Source organism: Cupriavidus sp. P-10 (genome assembly GCF_003402535.2).
Lineage (GTDB): Bacteria > Pseudomonadota > Gammaproteobacteria > Burkholderiales > Burkholderiaceae > Cupriavidus.
This window is the reverse complement of the sequence record NZ_AP025171.1, coordinates 1-26,877: the sequence shown is the minus strand read 5'-3', so window position 1 is coordinate 26,877 and position 26,877 is coordinate 1. Positions and strand designations below refer to the sequence as shown.

Annotated in this window: 21 protein-coding genes; 9 read left to right on the top strand and 12 right to left on the bottom strand. The window is 65.9% G+C overall.

Features of this window, described 5'->3' with window-relative positions; all coding sequences use genetic code 11:
* Nucleotides 1-124 precede the first annotated feature (124 nt).
* From CTP10_RS17280 to CTP10_RS17270, 3 genes are all read left to right on the top strand, one after another.
* Entirely contained in the window at nt 125-1,333 is a 1,209-nt protein-coding gene (locus CTP10_RS17280) for a carboxylate--amine ligase (RefSeq protein WP_442875234.1), read from the top strand.
* Nucleotides 1,330-2,643 (top strand): NAD(P)-binding domain-containing protein, encoded by a 1,314-nt coding sequence (locus CTP10_RS17275; RefSeq protein ID WP_116319223.1) that lies wholly within the window; start codon nt 1,330-1,332, stop codon nt 2,641-2,643. The genes CTP10_RS17280 and CTP10_RS17275 overlap by 4 nt, the downstream gene beginning before the upstream one ends.
* Before the next feature lie 95 nt (nt 2,644-2,738).
* Nucleotides 2,739-3,821, top strand: a complete 1,083-nt coding sequence (locus tag CTP10_RS17270) for an acyltransferase family protein (protein WP_116319221.1) — start codon at nt 2,739-2,741, stop codon at nt 3,819-3,821.
* 141 nt (nt 3,822-3,962) lie between these two features.
* Here CTP10_RS17270 and CTP10_RS17265 read toward each other — a convergent pair whose 3' ends face one another.
* On the bottom strand, nt 3,963-5,144 hold the full coding sequence (locus CTP10_RS17265; RefSeq protein ID WP_116319219.1) for a hypothetical protein: 1,182 nt from the start codon (nt 5,142-5,144) through the stop codon (nt 3,963-3,965).
* A gap of 47 nt (nt 5,145-5,191) precedes the next feature.
* Nucleotides 5,192-6,448: a lipopolysaccharide biosynthesis protein gene (locus CTP10_RS17260; protein ID WP_116319217.1), complete on the bottom strand. Its 1,257-nt coding sequence runs from the start codon at nt 6,446-6,448 to the stop codon at nt 5,192-5,194.
* Nucleotides 6,449-7,092: 644 nt separating this feature from the next.
* On the opposite strand from CTP10_RS17260, the gene CTP10_RS17255 reads away from it, so the two are divergent.
* The 4 genes from CTP10_RS17255 to CTP10_RS17240 all read left to right on the top strand — a co-directional run bounded on the left by CTP10_RS17255 (nt 7,093) and on the right by CTP10_RS17240 (nt 12,786).
* The gene (locus CTP10_RS17255) at nt 7,093-8,259 is read left to right on the top strand and encodes a polysaccharide biosynthesis/export family protein (protein WP_116319215.1); all 1,167 of its coding nucleotides are present in this window, start codon (nt 7,093-7,095) and stop codon (nt 8,257-8,259) included.
* A 15-nt stretch (nt 8,260-8,274) separates the two neighbouring features.
* On the top strand, nt 8,275-8,748 hold the full coding sequence (locus CTP10_RS17250) for a low molecular weight protein-tyrosine-phosphatase (RefSeq protein ID WP_116319213.1): 474 nt from the start codon (nt 8,275-8,277) through the stop codon (nt 8,746-8,748).
* Nucleotides 8,745-11,006 carry a polysaccharide biosynthesis tyrosine autokinase gene (locus CTP10_RS17245; RefSeq protein WP_116319211.1) on the top strand — a complete coding sequence of 754 codons (2,262 nt, stop codon included), beginning with the start codon at nt 8,745-8,747 and terminating at the stop codon, nt 11,004-11,006. Before CTP10_RS17250 ends, CTP10_RS17245 begins: the two co-directional genes overlap by 4 nt.
* Before the next feature lie 235 nt (nt 11,007-11,241).
* Nucleotides 11,242-12,786 carry a right-handed parallel beta-helix repeat-containing protein gene (locus CTP10_RS17240; protein WP_233528103.1) on the top strand — a complete coding sequence of 515 codons (1,545 nt, stop codon included), beginning with the start codon at nt 11,242-11,244 and terminating at the stop codon, nt 12,784-12,786.
* A 131-nt stretch (nt 12,787-12,917) separates the two neighbouring features.
* Here CTP10_RS17240 and CTP10_RS17235 read toward each other — a convergent pair whose 3' ends face one another.
* The 7 genes from CTP10_RS17235 to CTP10_RS17205 form a co-directional block, all read right to left on the bottom strand.
* Complete coding sequence (locus CTP10_RS17235; RefSeq protein WP_116319209.1) at nt 12,918-15,347, bottom strand: polysaccharide biosynthesis tyrosine autokinase; 2,430 nt, start codon at nt 15,345-15,347, stop codon at nt 12,918-12,920.
* 87 nt (nt 15,348-15,434) lie between these two features.
* Nucleotides 15,435-16,157 (bottom strand): Crp/Fnr family transcriptional regulator, encoded by a 723-nt coding sequence (locus CTP10_RS17230; protein WP_116319207.1) that lies wholly within the window; start codon nt 16,155-16,157, stop codon nt 15,435-15,437.
* Nucleotides 16,158-16,452: 295 nt separating this feature from the next.
* Nucleotides 16,453-17,244, bottom strand: coding sequence for a hypothetical protein (locus CTP10_RS17225; RefSeq protein WP_158577666.1), 792 nt, complete (start codon nt 17,242-17,244; stop codon nt 16,453-16,455).
* Nucleotides 17,241-18,224, bottom strand: coding sequence for a DUF1839 family protein (locus tag CTP10_RS17220; RefSeq protein ID WP_376790657.1), 984 nt, complete (start codon nt 18,222-18,224; stop codon nt 17,241-17,243). The genes CTP10_RS17225 and CTP10_RS17220 overlap by 4 nt, the downstream gene beginning before the upstream one ends.
* 741 nt (nt 18,225-18,965) lie before the next feature.
* A complete protein-coding gene (locus tag CTP10_RS17215; RefSeq protein WP_116319203.1) occupies nt 18,966-19,244 on the bottom strand; it encodes a hypothetical protein in 279 nt (92 codons plus the stop codon).
* Between the two features lie 158 nt (nt 19,245-19,402).
* On the bottom strand, nt 19,403-19,867 hold the full coding sequence (locus CTP10_RS17210; RefSeq protein ID WP_116319202.1) for a response regulator transcription factor: 465 nt from the start codon (nt 19,865-19,867) through the stop codon (nt 19,403-19,405).
* 328 nt (nt 19,868-20,195) lie between these two features.
* On the bottom strand, nt 20,196-20,990 hold the full coding sequence (locus CTP10_RS17205; protein ID WP_116319200.1) for a helix-turn-helix transcriptional regulator: 795 nt from the start codon (nt 20,988-20,990) through the stop codon (nt 20,196-20,198).
* Nucleotides 20,991-21,562: 572 nt separating this feature from the next.
* Here CTP10_RS17205 and CTP10_RS17200 point away from each other — a divergent pair.
* Nucleotides 21,563-23,266: a phage integrase family protein gene (locus CTP10_RS17200; protein WP_233528102.1), complete on the top strand. Its 1,704-nt coding sequence runs from the start codon at nt 21,563-21,565 to the stop codon at nt 23,264-23,266.
* 157 nt (nt 23,267-23,423) lie between these two features.
* On the opposite strand, the gene CTP10_RS17195 is transcribed toward CTP10_RS17200, so the two are convergent.
* Complete coding sequence (locus tag CTP10_RS17195) at nt 23,424-24,437, bottom strand: ParB/RepB/Spo0J family partition protein (RefSeq protein WP_116319196.1); 1,014 nt, start codon at nt 24,435-24,437, stop codon at nt 23,424-23,426.
* A gap of 3 nt (nt 24,438-24,440) precedes the next feature.
* A complete protein-coding gene (locus tag CTP10_RS17190; protein ID WP_116319194.1) occupies nt 24,441-25,100 on the bottom strand; it encodes an AAA family ATPase in 660 nt (219 codons plus the stop codon).
* A gap of 376 nt (nt 25,101-25,476) precedes the next feature.
* On the opposite strand from CTP10_RS17190, the gene CTP10_RS17185 reads away from it, so the two are divergent.
* On the top strand, nt 25,477-25,680 hold the full coding sequence (locus CTP10_RS17185; protein ID WP_006159056.1) for a cold-shock protein: 204 nt from the start codon (nt 25,477-25,479) through the stop codon (nt 25,678-25,680).
* Nucleotides 25,681-25,782: 102 nt separating this feature from the next.
* Here CTP10_RS17185 and CTP10_RS17180 read toward each other — a convergent pair whose 3' ends face one another.
* Nucleotides 25,783-26,877, bottom strand: coding sequence for a replication protein RepA (locus CTP10_RS17180; RefSeq protein WP_116319192.1), 1,095 nt, complete (start codon nt 26,875-26,877; stop codon nt 25,783-25,785).

Below are 26,877 nucleotides of genomic sequence, written 5' to 3'. Positions count from 1 at the left end.
TCTAGATTTGCGATGTCGACCCGGTGCACGACGCCTAGCGTGCGTCGCCCGACGGGCGCGCGGACCCAACCTGAATCCTCTCCGCACCCGCTGTCCGGTACAGCGCTTATCCCTCCTGGAGATCATGATGAAAAGCAGGCTCGATGCGGCAGAGATGCCCGCGGCGGTAGTCGTCGGCGGCGAACTCGGCGGGCTTGGACTAGTGCGGTCATTGTCGAGCCAGGGGATCCCCGTCATCGTGGCGGAAACGAAGCACGCCGCGCCGGCGCTGTGGTCCCGCCATGTCCGCCGGCATGGCGTTCGCAGCTTCGTTGGGCGCGATTTCATCGACGACATGATTGCGCTCGCGCGCCGGCTGGGGCACCGTCCCGTGTTGTTCCTGACTGACGAGGATGCCGTCCACAGTGTCTCCGAAGCGCGGGAGGAATTGTCGCTGTGGTACCGGCTGCGCATGCCGTCCGCGCAGGGCGTGCGCATGCTCAGCAGCAAGGCGGCGTTCCACCGCTTTGCGCAGGACCATGACTTCCCGGTGCCCCGCACGGTCATCCTGAACGGCCAGTTCGACGTGCCCCAGCTGGCTTCCCTGCGCTTTCCCTGCGTGATCAAGCCCGACGACAAGCGCCAGGCCCTGAGCGGAGACAAGGAACGCGCCATCCGCGTGGAATCGCTGGCCGAGGGGCAGGAGCACGCCCGCGCCATGCTGCGCACTCCCGGGGGCATCGTGGCGCAGGAGTGGATCGAAGGCCCGCAGAGCAATATCTATTTCACCCTCTTCTACCGCGGCAAGGATGACAAGGCGGCGGCCGTGTTTACCGGCAGGAAACTGGCGTGCTGGCCGCCCGATATCGGCAGCACCGCCGTTTGCGTCGCCGCGCCGGAGGCGCACGCCGAACTCGAACGGATCACGCTCGACTTTGCCAGGTGTGCCGGCTTCGACGGCATGGGCAGCATGGAGTACAAGTGGGACGACAAACACCAGCGCTTCGTGATGATCGAGCCAACCGTGGGGCGGATCGACTGGCAGGAGGAAATCGCCACACTGTGCGGGGTCAACATCCCGCTGGCGGCGTATCGCCATGAACTGGACCTGCCCGACTTGCCTGCGGCCACCGCCCAGACGGGCTCGGTCTGGCGCGCAACCTTCATCCGCGGAGCACCGGGCGGGCTGATGCCGCCCGGCGCGCGAACCTTCGACGGCTACTTCCGCTGGGATGACCCGCTGCCGGCCCTCCATCAATACTGCCTGAGCCCTCCGCTCACCCGCCTGCGTCAATGGTGGAGCGGCTGGTTTCCTTCCAATCGTCGCGAGCAGGTCCAACAGGAACAGCAATGATCTCGACCACAGATACCGCGATCATCGGGGCGGGCCCATATGGGCTGTCGATCTCGGCCCACCTGAGCCATCTTGGGGTACCTCACCAGGTGCTCGGCGAGCCGATGCTGGCCTGGCGCAATTTCATGCCGCCCGGGATGCTGATGCGCTCCGAGGCCTTCGCCTCGGACCTGTATGCGCCCCTTGCTGGCTACAGGCTGGAGGATTACAGCCGCCGCATGCACCTGCCGTATGCCCCGATCGGCATGCGCTTGCCGCTGGAAAGGTTTGTCGAGTACGGACTCTGGTTCCAGTCGCAGCTGGTCAGCCACGTGCGCCCGGTGGAAGTCACGGAGCTGCGCCGCCAGGACGGCGGCTTCCGCGTGTCCCTGAGCGACGGGGGCGCGCTGCTGGCGCGGCGCGCGGTCATTGCCCTCGGGCTCAAGGGGTTCGAGCACATGCCGCCTGCCCTGCAAGGGCTGCCCAGGCCGCAGGTCCTGCACTCCGGCGAGATCGGCAACCTGATGTGGGCGCGAGGCAAGCGCATCGTGATCGTCGGCGGCGGGCAGTCGGCCCTCGGCCTCGCAGCGCTGTTCAACGAGCTGGGCGCGCATGTCCGCGTGCTGGTCCGCGACAGCATCATTACCTGGAACAAGGATCCGGAAGTCGACCGCAGCCTGGTCTCGCGGGTGCTCAATCCCGAGGGCGGACTGGCCCAGGGCTGGTATCCGTACGTCCTTTCGGAATTCCCGTCTCTGTTCCGCCCGCTCGGACAGCGGCTGCGCAGGCGTATCGCCGAGACTTCGTTCGGACCCTCGGGCGCGTGGTGGCTGCGTGACCGCGTGGTGGGCAAGGTCGACATCCGGATGCAGACCACTGTCCGGCGTGGCGCGGTGCGCAACGGCGAGGTCGTGCTGGAGGTGAGCAGCGAGAGCGGCCCGTCAACCGTCACCGGCGACCACGTCGTCGTCGCCACCGGCTTCCGGGTCGATCTGGCAAAACATCCCTTCCTGTCACCGGATATCGTCGCCGGACTTTCGCTCGTCGATGGCTGGCCCGACGTGTCGCGCAACTTTGAATCCCGCGTGCCGGGCCTCTACGTCACCGGACCCGCGACGGCGATGAGCTTCGGCCCGGTGCTGCGCTTTGTCTACGGCGCCAAGTTTGCCGCGCCGCGCATTGCGCAGCATGTCAGTCGCCGCCATGCCGGGGAGGGCGGCAGCCGCCACATCGAGCCGCATGGCGTGCCGCAGGCCCGTGCCGAAGGCAACCCCGGCGCGTTGACGCACCCCCCGGCGGCGTTCCAGGAAGCGAAGCTCCCGGCCGACTAGGACAGGCCGGGCCCCTGCAAGCCTGCCATGGCCGATGCCGCGGCACCCGCGATCCGGGTGCCGCGGCCCTGGCATCGAGAGCACAGAGCCCTGCAATGCAACAATTCAAACCTCTTACGAGCCTGCGGCTGTTCCTGGCCTTATGGGTGCTGTGCAGGCACTGGTTCCATGTCTACGGAGCGGAAGGCACCTTCTTCAACATCGGCTTCACCAGCACCTGGTTCGACCACGGCTACCTCGGCGTCGACGGCTTCTTTATCCTCAGCGGCTTCATCCTCGCCTACAACTACGATCCGGCGCCGGGCAAGTCGATTTCGTGGAAGCGGTTCATCGTGGCGCGAATCGCCCGCATCTACCCGGTCTACCTTGTCTGCCTGCTCTCCTTCGCCTTCGCCGTGATCGCCCGGGATCTGCTGCTGCACACGCACAGCGTAGGCGCAGGCGGCTATACCGTGTCCAACTTCCTGCGGGAAATGCTGATGCTGGGCGCGTGGCGCTACGCGGGCGAGAGCGGATGGAATGACGTCGGCTGGTCAGTCAGTGCCGAGTGGTTCGCCTATGTGTTCTTCCCGTTGTTCCTCCTGGTAGCGCCACGGCTGAACAGGACCCGCATCCTGCTGGCCAGCGGCATCGCCCTGGCGGCGCTGGCGGTGGTGGAAGTCACCTCTCCCGAGCATCTGTCGCTGAGCGGCGGCGTGGCGCGGCTGGTTCCCGAGTTCCTGCTGGGGGTCCTGCTCTGCCGGCTGCGCGAAGCGCTGCCTGGCCATCATGGCCTGGCCGCCGGCGGCTTGCTGGCAATAGGCGTCTGCGTGCTCGGCGTCGAACTGGGCCTGGATGTCCTGTTCGTGGCCGGCGCCGCCGGGCTGGTGTTCTTCCTCTCCTACGAGAAGGATGTACTGACCCGCCTGTTTTCGCTGCGCGGCCTGGTGTTCCTCGGTGAGATCTCCTACTGCCTCTACATCGTGCAACGCATTCCCCAATACCTGTTCGAATTCGTGCGCGGCCGGGCGATGGGCGTGGCCACCCTGCCAGGGGGAGTGCAGGCGATGTTGCTGTTGGCGCTGACCGTCAGCCTCGCCATCCTGCTTCATCTCGTCATCGAGAAGCCGATGCGCGCCTATATCAATCGTCGGATCAACGGGAAGGCGCTGCAGGCCAGGCAGTTGGCCCGCACCTGATTTGCGGGACGGAGCGTTGCACAGCCGCCGGCGGGCCTGGCGGCTGGTAGTCAGTGGCTGGTAGTCAGTGGCTGGTAGTCAGTGGCTGGAATCAGTGGCAGGTGGTCAGCGGCTGGAAATCAGCAAATCAGCGGCTGGTATTTAGCGGCTGGTATTCAGCGGCTGGTAATCTGCCGCCGGCGCGCGGCGGCTGACCCGCCTCTCCCTGATACTGCAGAACAGCAGGCAGACCAGCATCGGCACGAACATCCACTTCTGCCGCACCGAGATGCCCAGGTTCGCGGTCATCGGCGCCAGGATCAGCCAGGCGCCGATGCAGTAGATCCAGAGAAACGCGCGGTTCTTCAGCACCACGTGGCTGCCCCGGCGGTGGATCATGCCCCACACGCCACGCACGGCGAGCAGCAGCAGCACCACGTTGTCCAGCGACGCCGCCAGGCCGAAGATGCCGTTCGCCTCGTGCGGCAAAGGCCGGAAGACATAGGTGAAGAGCTGCATCGGCAGCGACATGCTGGCGATGTCGATACCGCCCCCGCCCTGCTGGTTGTAGCCCTGGCGCGTCTCGACATACGCCTCGATGGTGGCGGCGTCCTTCGCCTCGCCCAGGCCCGCGTACTGCATGGTGAACGGCACGATGGCCGCGGTTGCGACCAACGCCACGCTGACCAGCGCGACCCGCCACTTCCACGGCATCTTCGCCGAAATCACCATCGCGCCCGTGAGCGACAGGATCATCACCGCCGCGATGTGTGGCCGCACCAGGAACATGCAGGTGATGGCGATGATCATGAGCCAGCTGCGGCGCGGCATGGACAAGCTTGCCCACAGCGCAAGGCTGGTTGCCATGAAGGCAACCGAATCCTTGCCAAGGGCGGCGGTCCAGAAGCTGACCGAGGGCAACAGCACGATCACCATGGCCAGGCCCCGCAGGAACCGGCTCCGGCCGCGGGTCACCGTGCGCAGCACCGCGTCGAAGGCCAGCAGGCCGATCGTCCCGAAGATATTGAAGACAAAAAACACCCCAAGGTACGAGAAGTCGAGGTAGTTCGAGAAGATATGCGTGAAGTAGGTCACGGCGCGCGTGCCGATCGAAAACTCCGGTGACGGCAACAGCGAAGCCTCGAAGTAGTCCGCTGCGTCGCCGCCGGTCTCCATCACCAGCTTCGCGTAGACGATGCAGAAGATCGTGTGCCAGGCATAGAGCAACAGCGCCCATTTCGGCCGGGTGCCGAACTTGCGGCCCACGCTCAGCGTCACTTGCACGCCTATCAGCAGTACGAGTGTCGCGCTGATTACATGCCACGCGGAAGATGCATATTCCATGGTCGAAGCCCCAAGCGAGAGTGTTGGCCACTACAGGCGTGCCGCGCTCACGCGGCCGCCTGCTCCACGGCGACCGGCTCGCGGGACCGCAGGAAGAATCCGATGCCGGCAAGGACAGCCACCGCGTTGCCCGCGATATAGCCATAGACGGCGCCCTGGGCACCGTAGGTCGGGATGGCGATGAGGTCCACCACGACCATGGTGGACAGCACCAGGAGCCATTTCTCCACCAGCCAGTTCGGCTTGCGCAGATAGATCACCAGCAGCGACAGCGCCGCATCTGCGAACACCAGCCCGGATGCCATCGCGGAGAGCCGCAGCAGGCTTGCGGCAGCGTCATAGTGGGAGCCGTAGATCAGCTCGATGATCCAGGGCGCGCAGTAGGCCAGCACCGCGCCCCCCACCGCCCCCATCGCGATCATGCCGGCCGCAACATACATCACGTTGCGCCGTACCAGCGCCAGGTTCGGTTGCGCGTAGATCATCAACGGCGCCACCGAGCTCGCGACGATCGCGCTGAGCATCATGAAGTTGTCCAGGACCTGCATGCAGGCCGCGTAACCGCCCAGCTCGTAGAGAGAGATATGCGGCTTGAGCAGCAGCTGATCGATGCGCTTCGCGCAGAGCATCAGCATCATGCCCATCCAGAAGACCGTGCCGTCACGCAGCAGTGTCCGGGCCAGCGACCAGTCGAACTGCACCGCGACGCGGGGGCTGCGCTTGCGGTAATAGCGGGCAAGCAGCACGGCAAACAACAGGGACTCCACGGCGACCACCCAGGCATAGTCCGGGGCAGATTTCGTGCCTGCCAGGTAGAGCGCTCCAACCGCAAGCATCCGGAAGGCAAGGCCGACCATGCCGAAGATCACGCCGGGGCGGCTGTCGGTACGCGCCTGCAGCCATGAGCGGACCGCGCCGAACGGTTCGCGGAACAGCATGGGGATGCCGACGATGATGACGATCACGACAATGACCTGGTCCTCTTCCGTCATTGCCACGACCAGTACGAGCAGCACGTAGCCCACCACCGCGGCCAGCTCGCGCAAGCCGAACACATGGGCCAGCAGCCTGTGCTGCGCGGCTGGCGCCTGGTCGGCGACCAGGCGCGGGATGACCACTTCGTTGCCGCAGATAAGCGCGAACGCCGAGGCGATCAGCACCAGTGACTGCGCGTACTGGAACTCCGCAAAGCCCTCGGGACCGACGGCGCGCGCGATCAAGGCCACGCTGACGATGCCGAACACTACTTGAAGGCCCCGCTCCAGCACCAGCCAGAGCACATTGCGGGCGATCTGCATACGCATGCCAGGTTTCTCCGGAAAGAAGATCGGTAGAGTCGTCGCCTGCAGTGCCGTTGGGTGAAACAACCTCTCGGCCTGCCGGTCCAGCCGGTCTTCGTTGGAACCCCTTATGTAAGTAAGAAATCAATCAGGCGTCGTTGCGCGGGCCTGCAGTGCAAGCCTTGTTGTCCTTGGCCACGTGTCCTGCACAAGGCGCGCTGATGCGCCTCTGGCTCTGAATGCCCAACCCCCCGGTTGCGCATTGCGCCGTCGCCCGATTGTTTGCACCGATTCTAAGCATTCTGGCAGCGCCGCCGCCGCGCTCATTGTTGTCCCCCGCACACTGCAGCGCATCCTGTCATGTCGGTTTTCCGAGTCATTGCCTATGCTCGACTCGCTGACCAGACATGTTGCCGTACCGGCGGTATGTTTCCGCAGATTACAGCCTTGCCCTGGCAGCGGCATCGTCCAGATGGCCCATCTCCTCCTGATGGAGGAGATGGGTCGCGGTCCGCGCCGTGCTGCCTTCGCTCCGGCAGTGTTGGGGTATCTCCGCTCGAAAGCAATGTGTGTCAGCGCACCGAGCTTTTCAGCCACCGTTCCTACGATCAGCGCATCGTGGGTGCAGTATCGGCTTGGGTGCCTGCCCGCTTCGCGAGGAGATCGTCGTGAGATCAATCTGCAGTTGCAATACCCAGCGTCCCGACCAGGCCAAGCGCCGCGGTCCTGCGGCGTTGATGCTGTCCCTCTTGAGCGCTGCGCTGCTGTCGGCATGCGCCGCCTCTCCCGGCATGGTTTTCGACAGCAAGGCACCGGTCAAGGCGGTCGGGCCCGACGCAATGCCTAGCGTGACACCGATCACGCTTGATCTCGTGCGCGAGCTGCGCAGCAAGAGCAAGCCCGCCAACGAACGCGTCGAAGAGCTGTTCGCCAAGGCGCAGCCGTACCGGATCGGCCCGGGCGACATTATTTCCGTGGTGGTCTGGGACCACCCGGAACTGGTCTTCCCGACCCAGACCTACAGCCCCGCCGCCAGCCTCGAGATCCCGCAGTCAAGTGGCGGCTCCAACCTGCCCGGCTACGTGGTGAGCCCGCAGGGAGACATCCAGTTTCCCTATGCCGGCGTCATGAAGGTTTCCGGCAAGACCGCCAACGAGGTGCGCAACGAGATGGCCCGCGTCCTGTCCCGGGTGGTGCGCGATCCGCAGATGACGGTGCGCGTGCTGGGCTTCCGCAGCCAGCGCGTCTACGTCGACGGCGAAGTGCGCACGCCCGGCATGCTCGCCATCGACGATGCGCCGATGACGCTGGTTGAAGCGCTCAATCGCGCCGGCGGCGTGCTGAACCTGACCGGCGACAACAGCCGCATACGGGTCACGCGCGGCGAACGCAGCTGGTACGTCAACATCCCGGCCCTGCTGACCAAGGGCGTCGATCCGGCGCGCATCATGCTGCGCTCCGGCGACATCGTGCGCGTGGAGCAGCGCGAGGACAACAAGATCTTCGTGACTGGCGAAGTGGCAAAGCCGTCGTCGCTGCTGATGCGCAATGGCCGCATGACACTGAACGAGGCGCTGGGTGACGCAGGCGGCGTCAATCCCGGCACAGCCAACGCGGAGCAGATCTTCGTCATCCGCAAGGAGGCGAACGGCGAACCCAAGGTGTTCCATCTGGACGGCACTTCGCCGGCCGCGCTGGCCATCGCCGAGGGCTTCGACCTGGAGCCGAAGGATGTGGTCTATGTCGACGCCCGCGACCTGGTTCGCTGGAGTCGCGTGATGAACCTGCTGCTGCCGTCCACGTCGCTGATCGGCACGGCATCAGGGATCAAATAAGTGAGTGATACAGGTATGCCCAGAACCATCCTCGTCGTCTGCCTCGGCAATGTCTGCCGCAGCCCGATGGCGGCCGTGCTGCTCAACCGCGCCCTGCCCGATTGCCGGGTGACTTCGGCCGGGCTCGCGCCGCCAGTCGGCGCCTCGGCCGATCCGCGCGTCGTGCGCTTGCTGGCCAACGAAGGCTGCAGCCTTGCCGGACACCGCGCCCAGGCCGTGAACAAAGCTCTGGTGGAATCCGCGGACCTGGTACTGGTCATGGAGAGCCTCCAGCGCGAAACGCTGGAGGAGCGCTTCCCACAGTCGCGCGGCAAGACGTTCAGGCTTTGCGAAGGCCTCGATCTTGACGTACCCGACCCGTACGGCTGCTCGCAGCAGATGTTCAGCATCGTCCTGGAATTGATCAAGCAGGGAATCTCGTCATGGTCGTCGCAACTGGAAAAGGAGTACCCGGTTGCAGCGACTGAATGCCACAGGGAGGCGACATGAGAACGATAAGCAAACGGGACGATGCCATCGAGGAAAGCGTCGAGCGCGAAAAAGCCATCGACCTGACCTCGTACGTCGACATCCTGGTCCGCTACCGCTGGACGTTCCTCGGCACCGCCATCGTCATCGTCGCGCTGGGCCTGCTCTACGCGATGGTCGCCTCGCCGGTCTACCGCTCCGACGTCGTGGTCCAGGTGGAAGAGAGCAACAGTCCGCTGAACAACGCCAGCAAGCTGTCCACGTCGATATCGCCGGGGCTGGACATCAAGCCGGCCGCTTCGGCGGAAATGGAGCTGCTGCGTTCGCGGATGGTGGTGGGCAAGGCCATCGCTGCCCTGAATCTCGATATCGAGGCGCAGCCGCGCTATTTCCCGGTGATCGGATCGACCATTGCGAACTTCAACGCGGAACTGTCCAAGCCGGGCCTGTTCGGATGGGGTGGCTATGCCTGGGGGCGTGAAGCCATTGCCGTGCAGCAACTGGATGTGCCTGCATCGATGGAGGGCAGCAAGATCCTGCTGACGGCGACCGGCAACGGTGGCTACACGGTGTCGTTCGGCGAGGGCGTCAAGGGCACCGGCAAGGTCGGCGCGCCCCTCGCGATCGCCACGCCGGCCGGTCCCGTGCGCCTGCTGGTCAGGGAGCTCGACGGGAACAGCGGCGCCAGGTTCGACCTGCGCCGCGTGCCGCGCAGCACCGCGATCTCGAGCTTGCAGAGCAGGCTGGTGATCACCGAACGCGGCCGGCAAAGCGGCGTGATCGGCATCTCGCTGGAAGGTAGCAACCCGGCAATGGTGGCGGCCACGCTCAACGAGATCGGCAATGCCTATGTCGAGCAGAACCTGCTGCGCAAGGCCGCCGAAGCAGAGAAGTCGCTGGCCTTCCTGGAGCAGCAGCTGCCGCAGCTCAAGCAGCAGGTTGAAACCTCGGAGACCCGTTACAACGCGATGCGCAACCAGCGCGGCACCGTTGACCTGACCGAGGAATCGAAACTGATGCTGAACCAGTCGGTGCAGCTCCAGACCAAGGTGCAGGAGCTTCGCCAGAAGCGGCAGGAACTGGACGCCCGCTTTACGCCAAACCATCCGATCATCTCGCTGATCGACGGCCAGATCGCCAGCGTCAACGCACAGATCAACGGCCTGACTGGCCGCATCCAGAAGCTGCCTGACGTCGAGCAGAACGTACTGCGCCTGATGCGCGACGTGAAGGTCAGCACCGAGATGCTCCAGTCGCTGCTGAACGACATGCAGCAGCTGAGGCTGATGAAGGCCAGCAAGGTAGGCACCTCGCGCCTGGTTGACGCGGCGGAAGTGCCGATCAGCCCGATCCGCCCGAACCGCGAGGTGATTTCCACGCTGGCGGTCGTGCTCGGCCTGCTCGCCGGCCTGGCGGCGGTCGTCCTGCGCCATGCCTTCAACGGCGGCGTGGCGGACGCCGACGAGATCGAGCGGCGCACGGGCATGGTGGTCTACACCACGATCCCCTTCACCCCGGAGGAAGCACATTCGCAGGAGGTCCCCAACGGCGACGGGCTGCTGGTTCGCCGGCAGCCGGATGATCCTGCCGTGGAGACGCTGCGCAGCTTCCGCACCGCGCTGCAGTTCGCCCTGGCCGGCAACAAGAACCGCACCGTGGTCATCACCGGGCCGGCGCCGGGTGTCGGCAAGTCCTTTATCTGCGCCAACTTCTCGGCGATCGCCGCCAGCGGCAAGCGCGTGGTGCTGATCGATGCCGACCTGCGGCGCGGATCACTGCATCGCCGCTTTGGCGCCCGGCGCACGCCGGGGCTCACCGAACTGCTGCTGGGGGCGCCATTCGAGCAGGTCGTGCAAAGGGAAGTTGCGCCCGGCCTGGACTTTATCTCGACCGGCAGCGAGCCGCCGCATGCGGCGGACGTCCTGCTCAGCCCGGCGATGGAGAACCTGATCAACACGCTCACGATGCGCTACGACCTGGTCATGATCGACACCCCGCCGATCCTCGCCGCAACCGACGCCGGCATCCTGGCCAGCAAGGCGGCCGCGGTCTTCCTCGTCGCGCTCGCGGAAAAGACCACGGTGAGCGAGCTGCAGGCGTCGCAGCGAGCGCTCCTGCAGAGCGGAGCGGAAGTCAAGGGCGTACTGCTCAACGGGCTGCGCATCGAGGGCCGCTGGTACCGGGCGCATTACTACTTCGGCAAGTACCGTTACCTCGGCGAGTACAGCGCCAAGCCCGCCAAGCTAGCCAAGCTAGCCAAACCCGCCAAGCGCGCCTGAGAACGGCAACATTGAACAGGCCGCAGGACAGGAAACTGTCCGTGGCCTCCCGCTCCTTGCCGACATGGCTGCCCTCCGTCCGATGCCGGACCGGAGGGCTTGCCATTAGCGCTCGCGGCGGCACGCGACCACGGCAACCGGGCCAGCAGACTGCTTGCAAGGATTCATCCGCAACGCCGCTGCCGGCTTCGGGCCGGATCCGGCTCAACCACGGCATCACTGAAGGGGAACCGATATGCCTGCTTCGCAGAGGCGAACGAAGCCGAAGCTGTTCCGGACTTCCATCGCAGCAGCCGTCTGTTGTGTATTCCTGCCCCTTCCCGGCTATGCACAGACAGGCTTCCAGGCGGCAGCCAGAGACCCGAATGAAGCCGGAGACCCTTGTCCTCTGCTGACTGCCGAGAAACGGGCTTATCCGGGCGCGATCGTGAAGTCCATCACCGCCTACGGGGCCAGGGGGGATGGCGTGACGGACGACTATGCCGCCTTCCAGAGAATGGCGGCAGAGATATCCAACTACAGGTATATCAAGCGCAAGATCGTTTATTTCCCCAAAGGCACCTACAACATCGATCGCTTCGCGATCGCCGGCCCCGCTGCGAACGGGATCCAGAATATCCTGCTCTCGAAAGCCAGCAACTTCAGCCTGATCGGCTGCACCGGTTCCGTGGTTTCCTTTAAGGGGGACTTCACCATCACCAACGACAAGAGCAGCGGTCAATCCTGGTATTCCTACAGGCACCAGCTCGGGTTCGAGGTCAGGCATTCCACCAACTTCAGGATCTCTGGCCTGGAGCTCTACGGCAACGTGGACAAGATGTCGCGGCCGCCTTCGCCGGATGGCAAACCCCTGAGTGAAACGTCTTCACACGGCATCCAGACGAACGCGAGTTCCAACTATGAACTCAGCCACCTGAAAATCCATCACTTTGCCTGCGACGGCCTGTACATCGGCGGGGAGTTCAACGCCGATCGCAATGGCGTCATCCACAATGTGGATTCCTACAACAATGCGCGGCAGGGAATGAGCATCATGCAGGCCAGGACCTTGCGGATCACCAGGTCCTCGTTCCGCAACACGGGTATTACCGACGGTTCCTACCCGACCCACGCCCCCGCTGCCGGGGTGGATATCGAACCCGACGCGCCTGCCGAGCGCGTGACCGCGAGAACAGGCGATATCGTCTTCGATGCCTGCCGCTTCGTGAACAACAAGGGCTCGCAGTTCGTCGGTGGCGACAATGGCAGGAACACCGAAAACGTCACCATCCGGAACTCGGAAATCGTGGGCCGCGCCGGCAACAAGCATCCCTACGTCATGATCCTGTCAGCGCCCGGATCGGTCATTGAGAACAACGTGATCGATACCATCGATGGCGGCGTCTATCCCGCGTTTTCGGAGGGCATGGGCGACATGAAGACGGTGAACACGATCGTCAGGGGCAATACCATCAAGAGCAGTGGCGTCGGACTGCAGGCACTCGATGCCGGGGCCAGGGTCCTGATCGAGAACAACACGCTCATCAGCACGCACAAGCCGGACTATCGCGACGATTTCCCCAATATCCGGGCTGGCGTTGCCACCTTCTCGGGCAACAAGATCGTCTATCCCCAGCAGAATTTCGGCACCAAATCCGTGGTCGGCTTTATCAAGGCATCCACCTTCAGGAACAACTCGATCACCACAGACCTGACTGGCGGAAGCTACACGATCAAGGTAAGCCCAGGGGCCGATGCCGCGAACAACAACGTTGGCGCGCACATCCTGTTCGCGCAATAGCGGCCAGCGTGCCGACCACCGCACCACCCGCCGCACCGCCCCCCGCACCGCCCTTCCCGGCGGTGCGCCCCATCCCTGGAACCGGCACGCGCGGCCCCCCGCAGAAACGGGTACGCCGCGCGTGCCTCGGCTCAGGATCGCCGGGGTGCTTCTGCCTTTTCCAAAGCGAGGTGCTTGCTCTGCGGCACCGGCAACGGCATGCCCAGGTAGGGATTGATCGTATTGAAGTCCGAACGGTTGCTGCGCCGTGGCATGACACCGTTCAGGATCCCGCCCGCAAGCCGCGCATTGGCATGCGCCAGGCGCTTGAGGGTGTCGTCGACCTGGCCCGCCGCCGTCACGTCCGCGCGCACCACCACCAGCGTGGAGCCCGCCAGGTTCGCCACCAGCGTGGCATCCGCCACGGCCAGCACCGGCGGGGTATCGACCAGCACCAGGTCGAAACGGCCCGCGCACAGGCGCAGCGTTTCCGCCAGCGCCGGCAGCATCAGCAGTTCGGACGGATTCGCCGGTGCCGCGCCACGGTTGAGCAGGAACAGGCCGCTGACCACGCTCGGCCTGACCGCATCGGCGATTGCCGCGCGCCCGGCCAGCACTTCCGCAAGGCCCGGTTCCACGGGCTGGTCGAACCAGTCCGCGACGCGCCCGCGGCGCAGGTCGGCATCGATCAGCAGCACGCGCTGGCCGGCCTCGGCGAACAGCACCGCGAGGTTGACCGCGGTAAAGGTCTTGCCCGCGCCGCTGGCCGGGCTGGTGACCGCCACCACGCAATTGGGCGCATCGCGCAACGCGAAGTGCAGCGCCGCGCGCAAGGTGCGCAGGCCCTCCACCGCCAGCGAATGCGGTGCGCGCCGCGCCAGCAGGAACTGGTCGTGCAGGCCCTGGCGCAGCAGCCGTTCGGCGCGCGCGTGATCGTCCTCGGGTGCCGCGGCGGTGTCGGCATCGATCACCTCGGTGCCGGGCTCGGGCCAGCCCAGGCGCGCCTCGGTCGGCAGCGTAAAGCCCGCGGCAATGCCCAGGCGGCGCTTGGTTTCGATCTGGCGTTCCAGCTCGGCCTGCTCGTTGCTGAAGGCGATGTCGCCGAGCATGGCCATGCCAAGCCGCTCTTCGGCATCGGCCGCGCTGGCCACCGACGGCCGCAGGCGCTGGCGCAGGTTGACGCCGGCTACGCCCAGGCACAGCCCGAGCAGCGCGCCCACGGAAGCGAACGGCCACGTGCCGATTCCCACCGGCGTCACCGGCGCGATCGCGGCGTCGATCACGCGCAGCTGGCTGGAGCTGTCGGACAGCATCAGCGACAGCTGCTCGACCTTGCTGCGCAGGGTCATGTACATGTCCTCGGCCACCTTGACGTCGCGCGTCAGTGCCACCGATTCGCGCTCGGAGGTCGACAGGCTTTGCATGCGCGCATCGATCTCGGCGCGCTCGCGCGTCATCTGCTGGATCTGGCTGTCGACCATGCGCACTTCATTGGCCTCGGCGGTAAAGCGCTGCAGCAGCCGCGTGCGCTCGAGCCGCAACCCGGCGATCTGGCGCTGGTATTCCATGCTGTTGTTCAGGAACGACTGCGCATCGCGGCTGGGCGCCAGCGAGCCGGTACGCGCGCGGTAGCGCGTCAGCGCCTCTTCGGCGCGGGTCAGTTCTGCCTGCACGCGCGGCAGTTCGTTCGACAGGAAGGCCAGCGTGCCGGCGGCGTCTTCGCGGCGCTTGGTGGTCTGTCCGTCGATATAGGCACGCGTGACGCCGTTGACCAGCTCGGCGGCAAGCTGGCGGTCAGGGTACTGCCAGCTCACGCGCACCGTGCCGCCCGGCTGCGCCGGTGTGCCGCCAAAACCGGCGGATGCCTGTGCGCCCTCGCTTTCGACCTGCAGGCCCCGGCGCACCGACTCGGCGGTGCGCGCGAGGTCATGCCGGGTCAGCGCGAAGCGCGTGCCGGCCGCGGCCTCGATCCTGTCCACGCGCAGCGTGACGCCGTTGCCGCTGGCGGTCTCGCCGACACGCCCCTCGAGCAGCAGCGTGTCCTGGTTGAAGAGGCGGTAGGCACCATCGCGGCGCGTCTCGAACAGCAGTGGCTGGTCCACCAGATCTTCCGGCACGGTCATGGTGTCGATCACCAGGCGTTCGCCACCCCAGGCATAGCCCTGGCTGGCGGGCCAGGTGCCGCGCACGTTACCGGGGGTGGAGAAGCGGTCCACCAGCGCGCCCACCAGCGGCGCGCGCAGCGGCTGCGCGGTGATATCCAGGCGCAGCCGTTCGACCACGGGGCCGACCACGGCACGGCTCTTGAGCAGCCCCGCGTCGAAGCCGGCGACGCCCTGCGTCTGCGCCACGTTGCGCACGCCGCCGTCACGGCCTTCCACCTGCACCAGCGCCTGGGCGCGGTACTGCGGGGGCTCAGAGAACGCCACCAGCGCGCCGAAGCCGGCGCCCACGACGCCCGCAGCGACGATCCAGCCCATATGGTCCATCAGTGCGCGCGCCTGGCGCGTGCCGGCGGGCTGGGCTTCGCGCCGGGGGGCCGCACCTTCCGCCGGTGCACCGGCATATGACAGTCTGCTCACGGGTACCGCTCCTCAAATGGGATCAGCGCGGCGTCCTGCGCCGCGCGTGGTCAGCCGCACGCCGCCAGGGGCGGCCAGCTGCGCCGCTCAGGCGCTGGCGAGCGCGGGCAGCAGCCGGTCATATTCGCGTTTGACCAGCTTGTAGCACTCGCATGAATGCTTCTCCAGGCCGCAGCGATCCAGCACCGTGATGTGGCCACGGCTGTGGTGGATCAATCCCAGGTCCTCCAGCTTACCCGCGGCCTCGGTCACGCCTTCGCGGCGCACGCCAAGCATGTTGGCGATGACCTGCTGCGTGATCACCAGCTCGTTGGAGCTGAGGCGATCGATCGCCAGCAGCAGCCAGCGGCACAGCTGCTTGTTCAGCGAGTGGTGGCGGTTGCACGCAGCGGTCTGCGCGATCTGCGTCAGCATCGCCTGCACGTACAGCAGCGTCACGCGCTGCAGCGTGGGCAGGCGCGGCAGTTCGGTGCGCAGCATGCGCGCGGGGATGCGGTAGGCGAGGCCGGGGCTGCGCACTTCGACGCGGCTGGGCATGGTGTCGCCACCGGTGACCACGGGGATCCCGACCAGCCCTTCATGGCCGACCGCGGCGATCTCGACGGTGGCGCCGTCTTCGAGCAGCGACAGCAGCGAAACCACTGCGGTGGTTGGAAAGTAGACGTGGACGATGCGCTGGCCGGAATCCGTGAGCAACTCCCCGGCGCGCAGCCGGACCAGCTCGAAATGCTGGGCCAGCGTTTCCCACTCGCCGCGCGGCAGTGCGCTGAGCAGATGATTGACATGCAGATCCGACCGATGCGTAATCATTTTTCGTACCCCCTGTCCAAACCCGTTTTCGGGAACAACGTCCTGCCGGCACGGCGAACGCCACTCGGGAAAACGGGCTTTGGCCTTGCCGGCCCCCCGTTCAGCGCCAGCGTGGCCGGCATGACTGGTATCCGACTGCCTGGCTACGCCGTTGACCCTGCTGCGGCGCTGACTGCAAGCCAGTGACTCTATTTAGCGTCATGGCGAGACGTTCCGACAGTAGGCGAATGGTGGGGAAGCGCTCATCCATCGGGAGGTTGGCCGGAAAGCCGAGCGGCGCGCTTGCGCGCCGCGTTCAGCGTGCGGCGCGGGGCAGCGGGGCCGGCAGGCGCCGGGTCCTCGTGCAAAAGTCGGAGACGGGATGAAGTGCGGGGCGACAGGAGGAAACCACTGGTAACGGAAGCGACGGAAAGGGCGCGATCAGTTCGACGGGCTGGCATGGCCCGATCGCATCCAGCGGCAATGCGCGCGGAAGGAAGCCGACCAGGTGACCGGCGCCGGCGATCGTGGTGCAGCGCCAGCCGCGCGCTGCCGCCGCGGCGGGATGCAGCACGCGCGGCGCGCGAAAGCACAGGTCGATCGTGTTCACGCCCGACAGTTCGATCGCGGCCTCGTGCACCTCGTGCACCCCGGCTCCCCAACCGATCGCATCCTCGACAGCCATCACCAGGCGCCCGTTGAACCACGCTTCGGTGCCGCGCACCAGGCCGCGCAGGCGCAGCAGCCGCGGCCCGTGTCCGGCAAAGCGCAGCCGGTACCAGTAGTCGTGGCAGTGCAGCGGCACCGGTGCGCCTTCGCGCAAGCGGCCCGCCGCGCGCATGGCCATCGCGACCGAACCGGGCACCGGTGCCGGCAGCCAGCACGCGCCGTCGTCAAGCACCGCAGGGGACGGTGCCGCGCCCGGCAGCGTCTGCAGCCATCGCCACGGGCCGCAAGGCACGCACGACGTTACGCCGGTGAAGGTTGTGACGGCGCTGACGGGGGTGATGGTGGTGACGGTCGAGACGGTGGCGGGGGCAGTGGCGGCCCGGCCCGTGGCCGCGGCGTCGGCATCGGCATCGGCATCGGCATCGGCATCGGCGGTCATGGCACATACTCGCCAAAATGCCGGGCCAGCGCCGGCACGCTGGCCTGGTATGAGGCCTCGAGCTGGTCCAGGCAATCTTCGCAGCGGTCGGGCTTGCGGCTGATCACGGCGCGCATCAGCCGGAACTGCATCACCATCGCTTCCGACGCCATCGTGTAGCAAGCTTCGGTCGCCTTCTCGGGAATATCCTGTCCCTGCATCATCAGCCAGCGCAGGTAGCGCGCGAGCAGCTCGAAATTGGCGCCGAGCTGGCGCAGCACGCCCGAGGCGTAGTGGTGGAAGCCCGGCTCGCCGCGCGCCATCAACCGCTCAAGGTGCGCGGGAAACACGGCGCGGAACTGTGTGACGGGATTCTGCTGCGGACGGTTGCCGAGGTGCTTGCGCAGCAGTGCGAGCGAAGCATCGAGCAGCGGCTCGCGCCCGCACAGGCGGCCATCGCGGCGCACCACGTCGGCATGCACGAACGGCAGCGTCTCGGCGCTGCGCGCACCCGGCGCCAGCCGGAAGATCGCGGCGTAGTCTTCGCCGCTGGCGGTGTGGTAGCCGTCGGTGTGGTAATAGCCGACGGCGCCCGCCTCGGGGATCAGCACGTCGACGGCAATGCAGGTCGGCGTGCGGTGGCGCTGGTAGCCCGCGCCGGGCGCCGGTGGCAACTGGCTGCTGTCCAGCTCGATCACGACCAGATGGCCGCGCGCGGTCTGCGCCGCCACGTGCGACTCGAGCGTGTCGTACAGTGTCAGCGCATGGGCGGTCAGCCCGTAGAGCCGCTCCAGGTCCGCGGCCGGGAAGCGGCACTGCGTGAAATGGTCGGCTTCGAAATCCTGGCGCACTGCGCACGGCAGCGCGGCGACCGGTGGCAACTCGAGTCCGTGCAGCAACTCGATCCACAGGTCGATATGGCAGTTGACGTGCGACCACACCGGATTGCCGCCACGCAACCCGGGCCCGCCACGTCCACGCATTTTGGTGTCGCCGTACACTAGAGACCTCCGCGCCTGCCATGCCGATCCGTTTGCGGGTATGCACGGTCCGCGCCGGATGCGCGCCAAGGCGCGTTGCGATCCGGCCGCCGTGCACTGACTGTTGTCATGCCCGCCTTCTCCCTGCACCGAGCCAAATGCTTGCGTCATCGGTCGTGATGGCGATCTTGGCGCGCGTGGTTCAGGACAGTCTGTTGGACGGCGCACAAACCTTGCACGGGCCATGACGCCAGGGCGTCAGGACGCGGCCCGAAGCGGCGCACGCCAATGGCATCGATGGGATGCGCAGAAGGCTATGATGGTTCTGCCGCGGATCGCCGCAGGTACCGGAAATCGCTTGAGAGGTTGAGTCCGGTTGAGTCGGTTTAGTGGCATTCAGCCGCATGCGTGACGCGCATGATGCTTCTGGTGGATACAGGCGCGCGTGCCGATTGGATATCGTCAAGAGGACGTGTGGGCGGGCAGTATTGCCCGCACGCCTTCAAAGCCCGCATGGTCCCCCGGTCGGCGGGCTTCTTTTTTTGGGGCATGGCATCGCTCGCGCGAAGACGATCGCCGTCGCGGGCGACGCGCAGGTGCGCGCATGACCTGTGGATGCACGGCAAGGTTCGGCGGAAGCAGCGTGGCTGGATGCAGGCCGCATGGCTGCACTGCCGTTGCGCCACGGCAGTTCCGGTCGCGCCCCACCCTGGCGCTGGCGAGGCATGCGGAAACCGGAAAGGCGCTCTGTGGCGCCGTAGCTCAGGGCAGCGTGGCCGCCGGCAGGCGCAGGCGATGCTGCGCCAGGATCAGCGCGCGCAGGCTCTCCACGCGCAATACCGCTTCACGCTGTCCTGCTTCGTGCGCGGCCTGCGCTGCAGCGTGCTCGCAATCGAATCTGCGGCCATGCAGTTCTCCGCGATACAGCAGTGGCTGTTCACCCGCGCCAGCCAACCGGATCTCGAAGCAGCAAGCCCATTTGCCCCGGCCCTCGCGCACGGCGAAGCCATGCACGACCAGGTAATCCATCCCGCCTTCCATACGACCCCCTAGCATCCCGGGGCGGCCTGCCTCTTGAAACGGGGCCACTCGCGCGCCGGGCATCTCAAGCATAGTGCTTGCATGCACAGCGCGCCCTCATCCGCAGGCTGTAATCCTGTCGTGGCCAATGGAAGGAAGCGTGCGAGGGTTACGCAGGCTCAGGCAGCGCCGACGATGTCCTGGGACGCTGCGGGCATCAGCGAGAGCGCCATGCGCGGGAAGCACTGGCCGCCGGCCCACACCAGCGCGGTCGCGGCGCAGACCAGCTCGGCGGGTGCCGGCACTGCCAGGCAACCGCTGGCGCCGAGCAGCGCAGCGTGGACGATCAGCGTCGCGTCCAGCCGATCGGACAACACCAGCCATCGGCGCGGCGCGAGCCGGGCCTGCATCTGGTCGAGCAGCTTGCGCGGATCGCCTTCCAGGCCGCTGCAATCGATCAGCGCCACGTCGGTCGGGTCGCTGCCGAGGTCATCCGCGTCGGGGTGCCGCTGCCGCCTGGCAGCGCTCTCCTGCAGCCATTGCGGCGCGCGCCACCGGATCGGTCGCGGCAGGCCTAGCGCTTCCAGGCGCCGCACCAGCGTGCGGCACATCATTTCGTTGCTGGCAATCAGGTAGGTCGGCATCGATTCAGCAATGGCGCCCACGGCCGGATCACGGCGCGATGGGCCCGCAGGGTCAGTAGGTCAGGTGGCCGGAATGGCCCGCCGTGGTGAACTTGGCGAGCCTCGCGGCAAGCGCGCCGCCCTGCCTGTCGGCACCCGCCGCATGGCGTGCGGCAGGCGGCGGCGAACGCCTCCTTCTCAACGTAGCAAGCGCTACCTGCCACCGCCTCATGCTTTTGGTGGAGGCCGCCACGTCAAAAGGATGACCTGCGGGGGACGGCCCCGGCACCGGATCCGCCCGGCGCCGGCATAGTTGCGACCGATGCTCCCCCGACCAGTCATGCAGGGATCAGGCGGCCTGGCAGGCGCCAAGCGGCCGCACCGCCGGCGGGCCGGCCCAGTCCAGCGTAGCGCCGCGCTGCAGCGCCACGTAGACCGCTTCACCCTTGTTGCGGACATGCAGACGCTGGTAAAGCGTGCAGGCATGGGTCTTGGCCGTGGCGACGGAGATATTGAGCATCCGGCTGACGGTCTTGATCGGATAGCCCCGCGCGAGCAAGGCCAGCACCTCGTACTGCCGCTCGGTGATATTGAGCAGGTGCGCGCCGCTCGACGGCGTTTCGTTCGCGGGCGCAGGCGGCATTTCGCCGCGCACCGCATGCAGCGGTACCACGACCGGGGCGGAGGTGTGACTGGTCGGTGCGGGTGTGGCTTGCATGCGCCCTTCGTCGCCGCGCCCGGCGGCCGGCTCGGACAGCAGCACGGAAGGGAAGCACTCCCCGCCGGCCAGCACGAGCCGCACCGCGGCGTCGAGCGCTTCGGCGCTCGCGGCCTTGTGCAGGCAGCCGCGTACAGACTCCGGCAGGGCCGGTCGGGACAGTGCCGCGGCGGGCTGCTCGGTCAGCAGCAGCACGCGCCGGGGCCGCAGGCGCTCGCACAGGTCATCGAGCTGCGCCCAGCCTGCCGCGGCGTCGGGCGGTAGCCCATAGACCAGCAAGTCGGGCTCCGTCAGCCAGAGGTCGGAGTCGATTGGCGCGAGCGGATCGATATCGATCAGGTCGCCTGGGATATGCGCTTGGGCCAGGAGGTGGCGAAGACCCAGGCGCAGGAGTGGATGGTGTTCGATCAAGAGGATGCTGGCCATGGCCGCTCTCCTTCTTATTGCGGCAAGCCCAGGTCCTGCGACAACCCGTTCTTGCTGTTGGACCGGCTTCCACTATGCTGCGGCTCGCGTCGATCCATACGGTCCGGCTTGTTCCTGGCCTGGTACGGCGTCCCGTCGGTTGCCGCGCCTGTCCCTTCCCTTGGAGTGCCGAATCGCCCCGTTTGCGCCGTTCGAGCCGCTCCGGACCGGCATTGCCGGGCCGCGCAGTTCATGACTGACGCTTTAGTAACTTCTCAATCAGATTTAAAAGAATCTAATTCTGATCTTCAGCTTATTAAACAGGGGCGTCGAAAGCAAGCCTCTGTTGCGTTGCAGCGGGTATTCCCGAGGGGGACCCTCCCCTTGCCCCGGAACCTCGTTCCGGCCGGTCCACTGCGACCCTGGCAACGAGCTTAACCGGGCAAACAGGCGTTCGGGTGGCGCAGGGGCTGGCGGAATGCCGCTTACCTCGCATAAAATTATCGGCATTGCGCTTTGGTGTGCATTTCCGGCCGGATCAATTTGGCCTGGCTTCAAGTGCCTTATAAATCAAGAAGTTATCGCCAAGCTATGTGCCTTCCCCCACCGACCGTCCCACGCCGCTGACCATGTTGCCCGGATCGCACCCCGTCAGCCTGACTCGCAGTGAATTCGCTGCGGTCCGCGCCTATGTCCAGGGCATGCCTGCGGCGATGGTCGTCGGCCGCTATCTTGCCGACGACGGGGATGACGACGATGCCGGAGAGTCGGCGCTGCGCACGCTGCTGGGCCTGCGCGACCGCATGGTCCAGTTGGCGCATCTCCACGGCCGGGCGGATCTGGCCGAACTCCTGGTGGCCGGTCCGGGCCGTTCCAACCGGGGCATGGATCGCCGTGTCGACGCGTTGGCGGAACTGGAACGGCTCGGCACGGCGGCGCCGCGGGCGGAGCACGGCGTCGAACTATGGTTCGGGCCATCGCTGGCGCGGCGCCTTCGCAACGCAGAAATTGTTACGATTAAAGCACTTATAGGGTTGGCTAATGTTCGCGGCGCGGGATGGTGGCGGCGAGTGCCCCGGATCGGCGCACTCGCTGGCCAGGCTATCAATCGCTGGCTGGCGGAGCATCGCGGACTGGTTCGCACTGCCCAGGGCCAGCCAATGCTGGCCGCGCATCTGGGCAACCGCACGCCGCTGGCGCCTGGCGCGCTGGCGCCTGACATGCCACGCCTGCTGCCACTGGAATTTCTCGCCAACAGCGCCGGGGCGCCACCCGATTGTCCGTTTGCCCGCGGCGTCGACGTGGTGCGCAAGTGGCTGCATGCCAGCGGTTCTCCCGCTGGCGCCACGTTTGCGGCGTACCGGAAGGAAGCCGAACGGTTGCTGTTGTGGTCGGCGATCGAACGCCGCAAGGATCTCTCTGCACTGGACGAGCAGGATCGCGAGGCATACCTGGCCTTTCTTGCGGACCCGCAGCCGGCGGCGCGCTGGTGCGGACCGCGGGCTCCCAGGCAAGTCGGGGCCTGGCGGCCCTTTACCGGGCCGCTGGGTGACGCCAGCGTGCGCCATAGCATGCGTGTGTTGGGCGCGCTGTGGGGCTGGATGGCGCGCAATGGGTACGGCGCGGCCGCGCAGTGGCTGCCAATGGGCGGGCCGGCAAGGACTGCAGCGGTGGATGTCGATATGGCGACGGCCGAGGCTGTGTCATCCGTGCTGGACACGGACGATGCCACCGGCGAGGGGATTGTCGACGAGATGGCATTGGTGCGCTTTACCGCCTGGCTGGAGAGTGAAGGCAGCCAGCCGGGCGGCATGCGCTATCGTGCCGCGGCGGCGGCGGTCGCGCTGCTGCGTGAATGCCGGCCGCGGTTCACCGGGCTGGTGGCATTGCGCTGGGATGACCTGCCGATCCTCGATCACGCGCCGGCAACGACGGTGACGGATGCGCCAGCCGATAGGCGGCTTGCGCTCAGCGATTCTGCGCTGGCCGCGCTACGTCGCCACTGGCAGGACCGGGGGCTGGACCTGGATGCGCCGGCCGCGGTGGATGTGCCCTTGCTTGGCCCGCCCGCTGCGCCCCCCACGCGGCGGGCACAGCGCAAGCTGGCCAGCACGCCCCACCCGCCCTACTCGGTGCGAGGGCTGCATGCATTGCTGTCGATGGCGATTACCCGATATCGGAGGTTGGATGCGGCGTTCCCGGTCCGGTCGCCACGTGACCTCGTGCGCGACTCGGAGCGTTGCCGGGCAACGTTGGCGCCTGTCGAAGAAATTGGTACGGAGGGAGAATTGCCGTAGGGGATCGGCAGTAGAAAGCGGGATTGGTGGCGATGCTGCCACCGAAGAACTTGGTACGCAGCAGGATCTTATCGACCATTCCTGGCAGGGCCGGGGACGGATGTCCCGGGGCTGTGGTGGCCCGCCATGCTCCACCACACCCCGGTTCGACGGTAATTCAGAGCAAGGTCTTGTCCAGCCCGAAGCGAGCCTTGAGCAGTTCGACCAGATCCTCGCGGGCGCTGCGGTCGCCGAGCTGGACATCGAGGACAACACGCCCCGAGTCCCACTCCTTGATGGTCCCGAGCAACTGGCCGCCGTCGGTTCGGATCTTGTATTGCCGGCTGATTTCCTTGACCTTGCGCGCCTTGCCTTCCTGGGCGTGCTTGCGGATCGCCTCGACTTCACGGCTCGACAGGCCATCGTTGATGATCCGCGCCGCCAGTTCGCGGGTCCGCTCCTCCCCTGCCAGCTTGCAGAACAAAGTCAGCTCATAGCCCGCGGCAATGCCGATCGCGCTCGGCCGCTCGCGCATGACGCCAAGCACGGATTCCGGCAGGCGCAACAGCGCCAGCGTCTTGTTGACCGTTCCGGCGGACATCCCGGTCAGTTCGCAAATTTCTTCTTCCTTTTGAACCTTGCCTTCGTCAAGCAACTGGCGCCAGGCGATCGCATTGTCGAGCGCCGACTGATCCGAGCGCTGCTCATTGAGCATGAACGACAGGCGATAGAAGTCCAGGTCGCTCAGGTCGTCCTCGACAAAGCACTCCATCTCGAGCTTGCCGGCCGACGCCAGTGCTCGTTTACGGTAGTGGCCGTCGATCAGGATGTAGTGGCCGGGACGCGACGGGTCCGGGGCAGCAAGGCCCGGGGTCTTCTGGCCATGCGTTGCGATCGACGCCGCGCGCTCCTGCACGACAGCGGGATCATAGATCCGGCGCGCATTCAGCGGATTGTCATGGAGCTGCGCCAGCGGAATCCGCATCAGCTGCCGGCCGGATGCCATCTCGCCCGCACTTTCAGCGCTGAAAACGGTGGCGCCATCGTTTGCCCTGCCCTGCAGCAGGCCGTTCGGATGCTGCGAAATCGCTGCCTCGGCCCGCGCGAACCTGTCCAGCGTGTCGTTGCGGTGCTTCTCCGCCACCATGCCGGCGAGCATGCCGGCCTTGAGGCTCTTCAGTTTTGTAGCCATGCCTTATTGCTCAATCAAAGACAACACTTCGTCGACCATCATGTCGACCTCCTGTACCGCCTCGCGCGCCCCGGCAACGCCATGGACGGTACAGCCGATCGCCTGGCATTCACGGAATGCCGAGCGCGATCCAATCATTGAATTCAACAACGGCACCTCGCCATCGTCTCCGAGGATCTCGATTGCCTGCCGTGCGATCGACACGCGCCGCTGCACCATATTTGCCATCACGCGAATCAGCAGCGTTTCATTCTGGACTTGCGCATGTTGTGCCAGCGTTTTTGCGGCAACCGCAGCCCAGAGGTCCGGAGGCGACGGCACCACCGGGATGATGGCAAGGTCGGAAATCAGCAGCGCACTGGACGGCGCCGCCGAATGGACCGCAGGCGGGCAGTCGACGAAGATGTAATCGTAGTCCTGCACGAATTTACGGACCTCGCGGTGCATGGCTCCGCCCGACGGCGCCAGCCCGATCACCGACGCGGGAAACGGGCGCTCATCGCTGGCCTGAGCGGCCCAGCGGGTGGCGGTGCCTTGCTCGTCCATGTCGACCAGCATGGATCGGGCGCCCCGCAAACCAAGCGTTCCCGCCAGATGCATGCTGACCGTGGTCTTCCCGCAACCGCCCTTCTGGTTGAAGACGGTGATGATTTTGGCTGCCACTGGACCTCTCTTTCAGCGCTGAAAGCGCAGTTGACTCTTAAGGCGCAACTGTAGCCAAAAGCAGGTGACGCTTCAACCGTTTTACAAATTTACAAATGTTTTATTAAGATGTGTCGAGCGACACACGGCATTTCGCCAGGCAATGGCGTTCCTACAATAAATTTGCTTGATATGCGGCGGCCCCTGTGTCTAAAGTATTTGTAGTGCGCATTACGCCGCACATGACACCGCAATCCAAAGTGGTTATGATGCGCGCTACAGTCGAGTCAAGTCGTGTCAACCTCGTCGGCTTCCGTTCGGTATCTACGAGAACTCAACGTGCTTGAACGGTTGTTTGCGTGGTGTACTAGAACTTGCTTCGAAAAGGAAATTTCTTATGGCAACCGGTACGGTCAAGTGGTTTAACGAGACCAAGGGCTTTGGCTTCATTACCCCGGACGACGGTGGTGCAGATCTGTTCGCGCACTTCTCCGAAATCCAGGGCTCTGGCTTCAAGACCCTGAAGGATGGGCAGCGCGTGACGTTCGAAGTCAAGCAGGGTCCGAAGGGCCTGCAGGCTTCGGCCATCAAGCCGGCCTGATCCAGCTGTTTTGCCCGCTGCAGCAGCCTGCCGCGGCGGACAAACAAAAAGGCAAGCGTTCAACGCTTGCCTTTTTTGCATCTGGCCATCGCGGCCACGCGGTCAGCCCAGCTTGCGCACGCTGGTACGGGACGGCTGCAGGATCAGCGCCTTGGACGAGTCCGCATCGACCTTTGCGCCAGGATAGACCACCAGCACGTCCTTCAGCGCCTTGCGGAACAGGGCGCGGAACTTGCGCTCGCTTTCGGTTTCCGTGCCGAACTGCATCTGCAGCGCTTCCCACGGGATCTCGGTGCGACGCTGGATGGTGAAGAACCGGTAGGTCAGCCACGAATAGACATCCAGCGCGAACGGCGACTGTTTCAGTGCCTTCAGCGCCCGCATGTCCACCGGAACCGGGCGGTTCACCAGTTCGTTGAAGAACGGCTCGGACAGCACCACAAAGCTCTCGAACATCGAGCCCTGCCCCGGCTGCATCGGGTCCCACCAGGTCGACAGCTGGTCGGCCAGCAGGTAGCCGACACGGTCGATCGACAACGGCTCGTGGTTGGGGTTCTGGTTCTGGCTGGGCGTGGACTTGTTCTGCACGATCGCAATGGTCGCGGAGAACAGCCGGATCATCTGCTGGCGTACCAGCGTCATGGTGCCGCGCTTGCCCCCGGTAGCCATCGGGATGCCGAGGTTGTACATGAACTCGGACAACGAATTGCCCAGCGAAATGCGGCGGTCCTCCACCGTCCCGGTGAACTCTCCACGCTTCTTCTTCGCCATGATCTCCTTGCCGATCCAGGCAAGCATCAGGCGCGGATAGGAGCCATAGGGATAGCCCAGCGAGACCGTCTCTGACACCAGCTTCTGGCGGCCGTTGGCGGCCCGCTCGGAGCGTTGCTGCGTGAAGTAGCCGGGCTGGATCATCAGCGAGATATTGCCGCTTGTGCGAGTCCATACCGGCGGCGCGCCCTTGGGCGCGCGATATGGCAGCGTGACCTGGACGCTGGCGCGGCTCAGGAAGCCAACTTCGCCGCTTTGCCAGGCGTCTTCGCGTTCCATGGCCTGCGCCTCGTCAAACAGACGCTGGAATTTCTCGGACGGAATCAGGCTGTTCTCGTTGCCGGGAACAATGATGCGGGAGGGCTCGGCATCCAGGTTGAGGACACTTCGATCCCCCGTGGCGGCCGGGGAGCGTTTGATGGGCAT

Coding starts and splice junctions, on each gene's coding strand:
- CTP10_RS17225 (WP_158577666.1), bottom strand. CDS start 17,244: ATGACCGCCGATGCCGATGCCGATGCCGATGCCGATGCCGACGCCGCG.
- CTP10_RS17265 (WP_116319219.1), bottom strand. CDS start 5,144: ATGGAATATGCATCTTCCGCGTGGCATGTAATCAGCGCGACACTCGTA.
- CTP10_RS17250 (WP_116319213.1), top strand. CDS start 8,275: ATGCCCAGAACCATCCTCGTCGTCTGCCTCGGCAATGTCTGCCGCAGC.
- CTP10_RS17270 (WP_116319221.1), top strand. CDS start 2,739: ATGCAACAATTCAAACCTCTTACGAGCCTGCGGCTGTTCCTGGCCTTA.
- CTP10_RS17185 (WP_006159056.1), top strand. CDS start 25,477: ATGGCAACCGGTACGGTCAAGTGGTTTAACGAGACCAAGGGCTTTGGC.
- CTP10_RS17210 (WP_116319202.1), bottom strand. CDS start 19,867: ATGCCGACCTACCTGATTGCCAGCAACGAAATGATGTGCCGCACGCTG.
- CTP10_RS17275 (WP_116319223.1), top strand. CDS start 1,330: ATGATCTCGACCACAGATACCGCGATCATCGGGGCGGGCCCATATGGG.
- CTP10_RS17280 (WP_442875234.1), top strand. CDS start 125: ATGATGAAAAGCAGGCTCGATGCGGCAGAGATGCCCGCGGCGGTAGTC.
- CTP10_RS17215 (WP_116319203.1), bottom strand. CDS start 19,244: ATGGAAGGCGGGATGGATTACCTGGTCGTGCATGGCTTCGCCGTGCGC.
- CTP10_RS17230 (WP_116319207.1), bottom strand. CDS start 16,157: ATGATTACGCATCGGTCGGATCTGCATGTCAATCATCTGCTCAGCGCA.
- CTP10_RS17180 (WP_116319192.1), bottom strand. CDS start 26,877: ATGCCCATCAAACGCTCCCCGGCCGCCACGGGGGATCGAAGTGTCCTC.
- CTP10_RS17240 (WP_233528103.1), top strand. CDS start 11,242: ATGCCTGCTTCGCAGAGGCGAACGAAGCCGAAGCTGTTCCGGACTTCC.
- CTP10_RS17245 (WP_116319211.1), top strand. CDS start 8,745: ATGAGAACGATAAGCAAACGGGACGATGCCATCGAGGAAAGCGTCGAG.
- CTP10_RS17195 (WP_116319196.1), bottom strand. CDS start 24,437: ATGGCTACAAAACTGAAGAGCCTCAAGGCCGGCATGCTCGCCGGCATG.
- CTP10_RS17260 (WP_116319217.1), bottom strand. CDS start 6,448: ATGCGTATGCAGATCGCCCGCAATGTGCTCTGGCTGGTGCTGGAGCGG.
- CTP10_RS17205 (WP_116319200.1), bottom strand. CDS start 20,990: ATGGCCAGCATCCTCTTGATCGAACACCATCCACTCCTGCGCCTGGGT.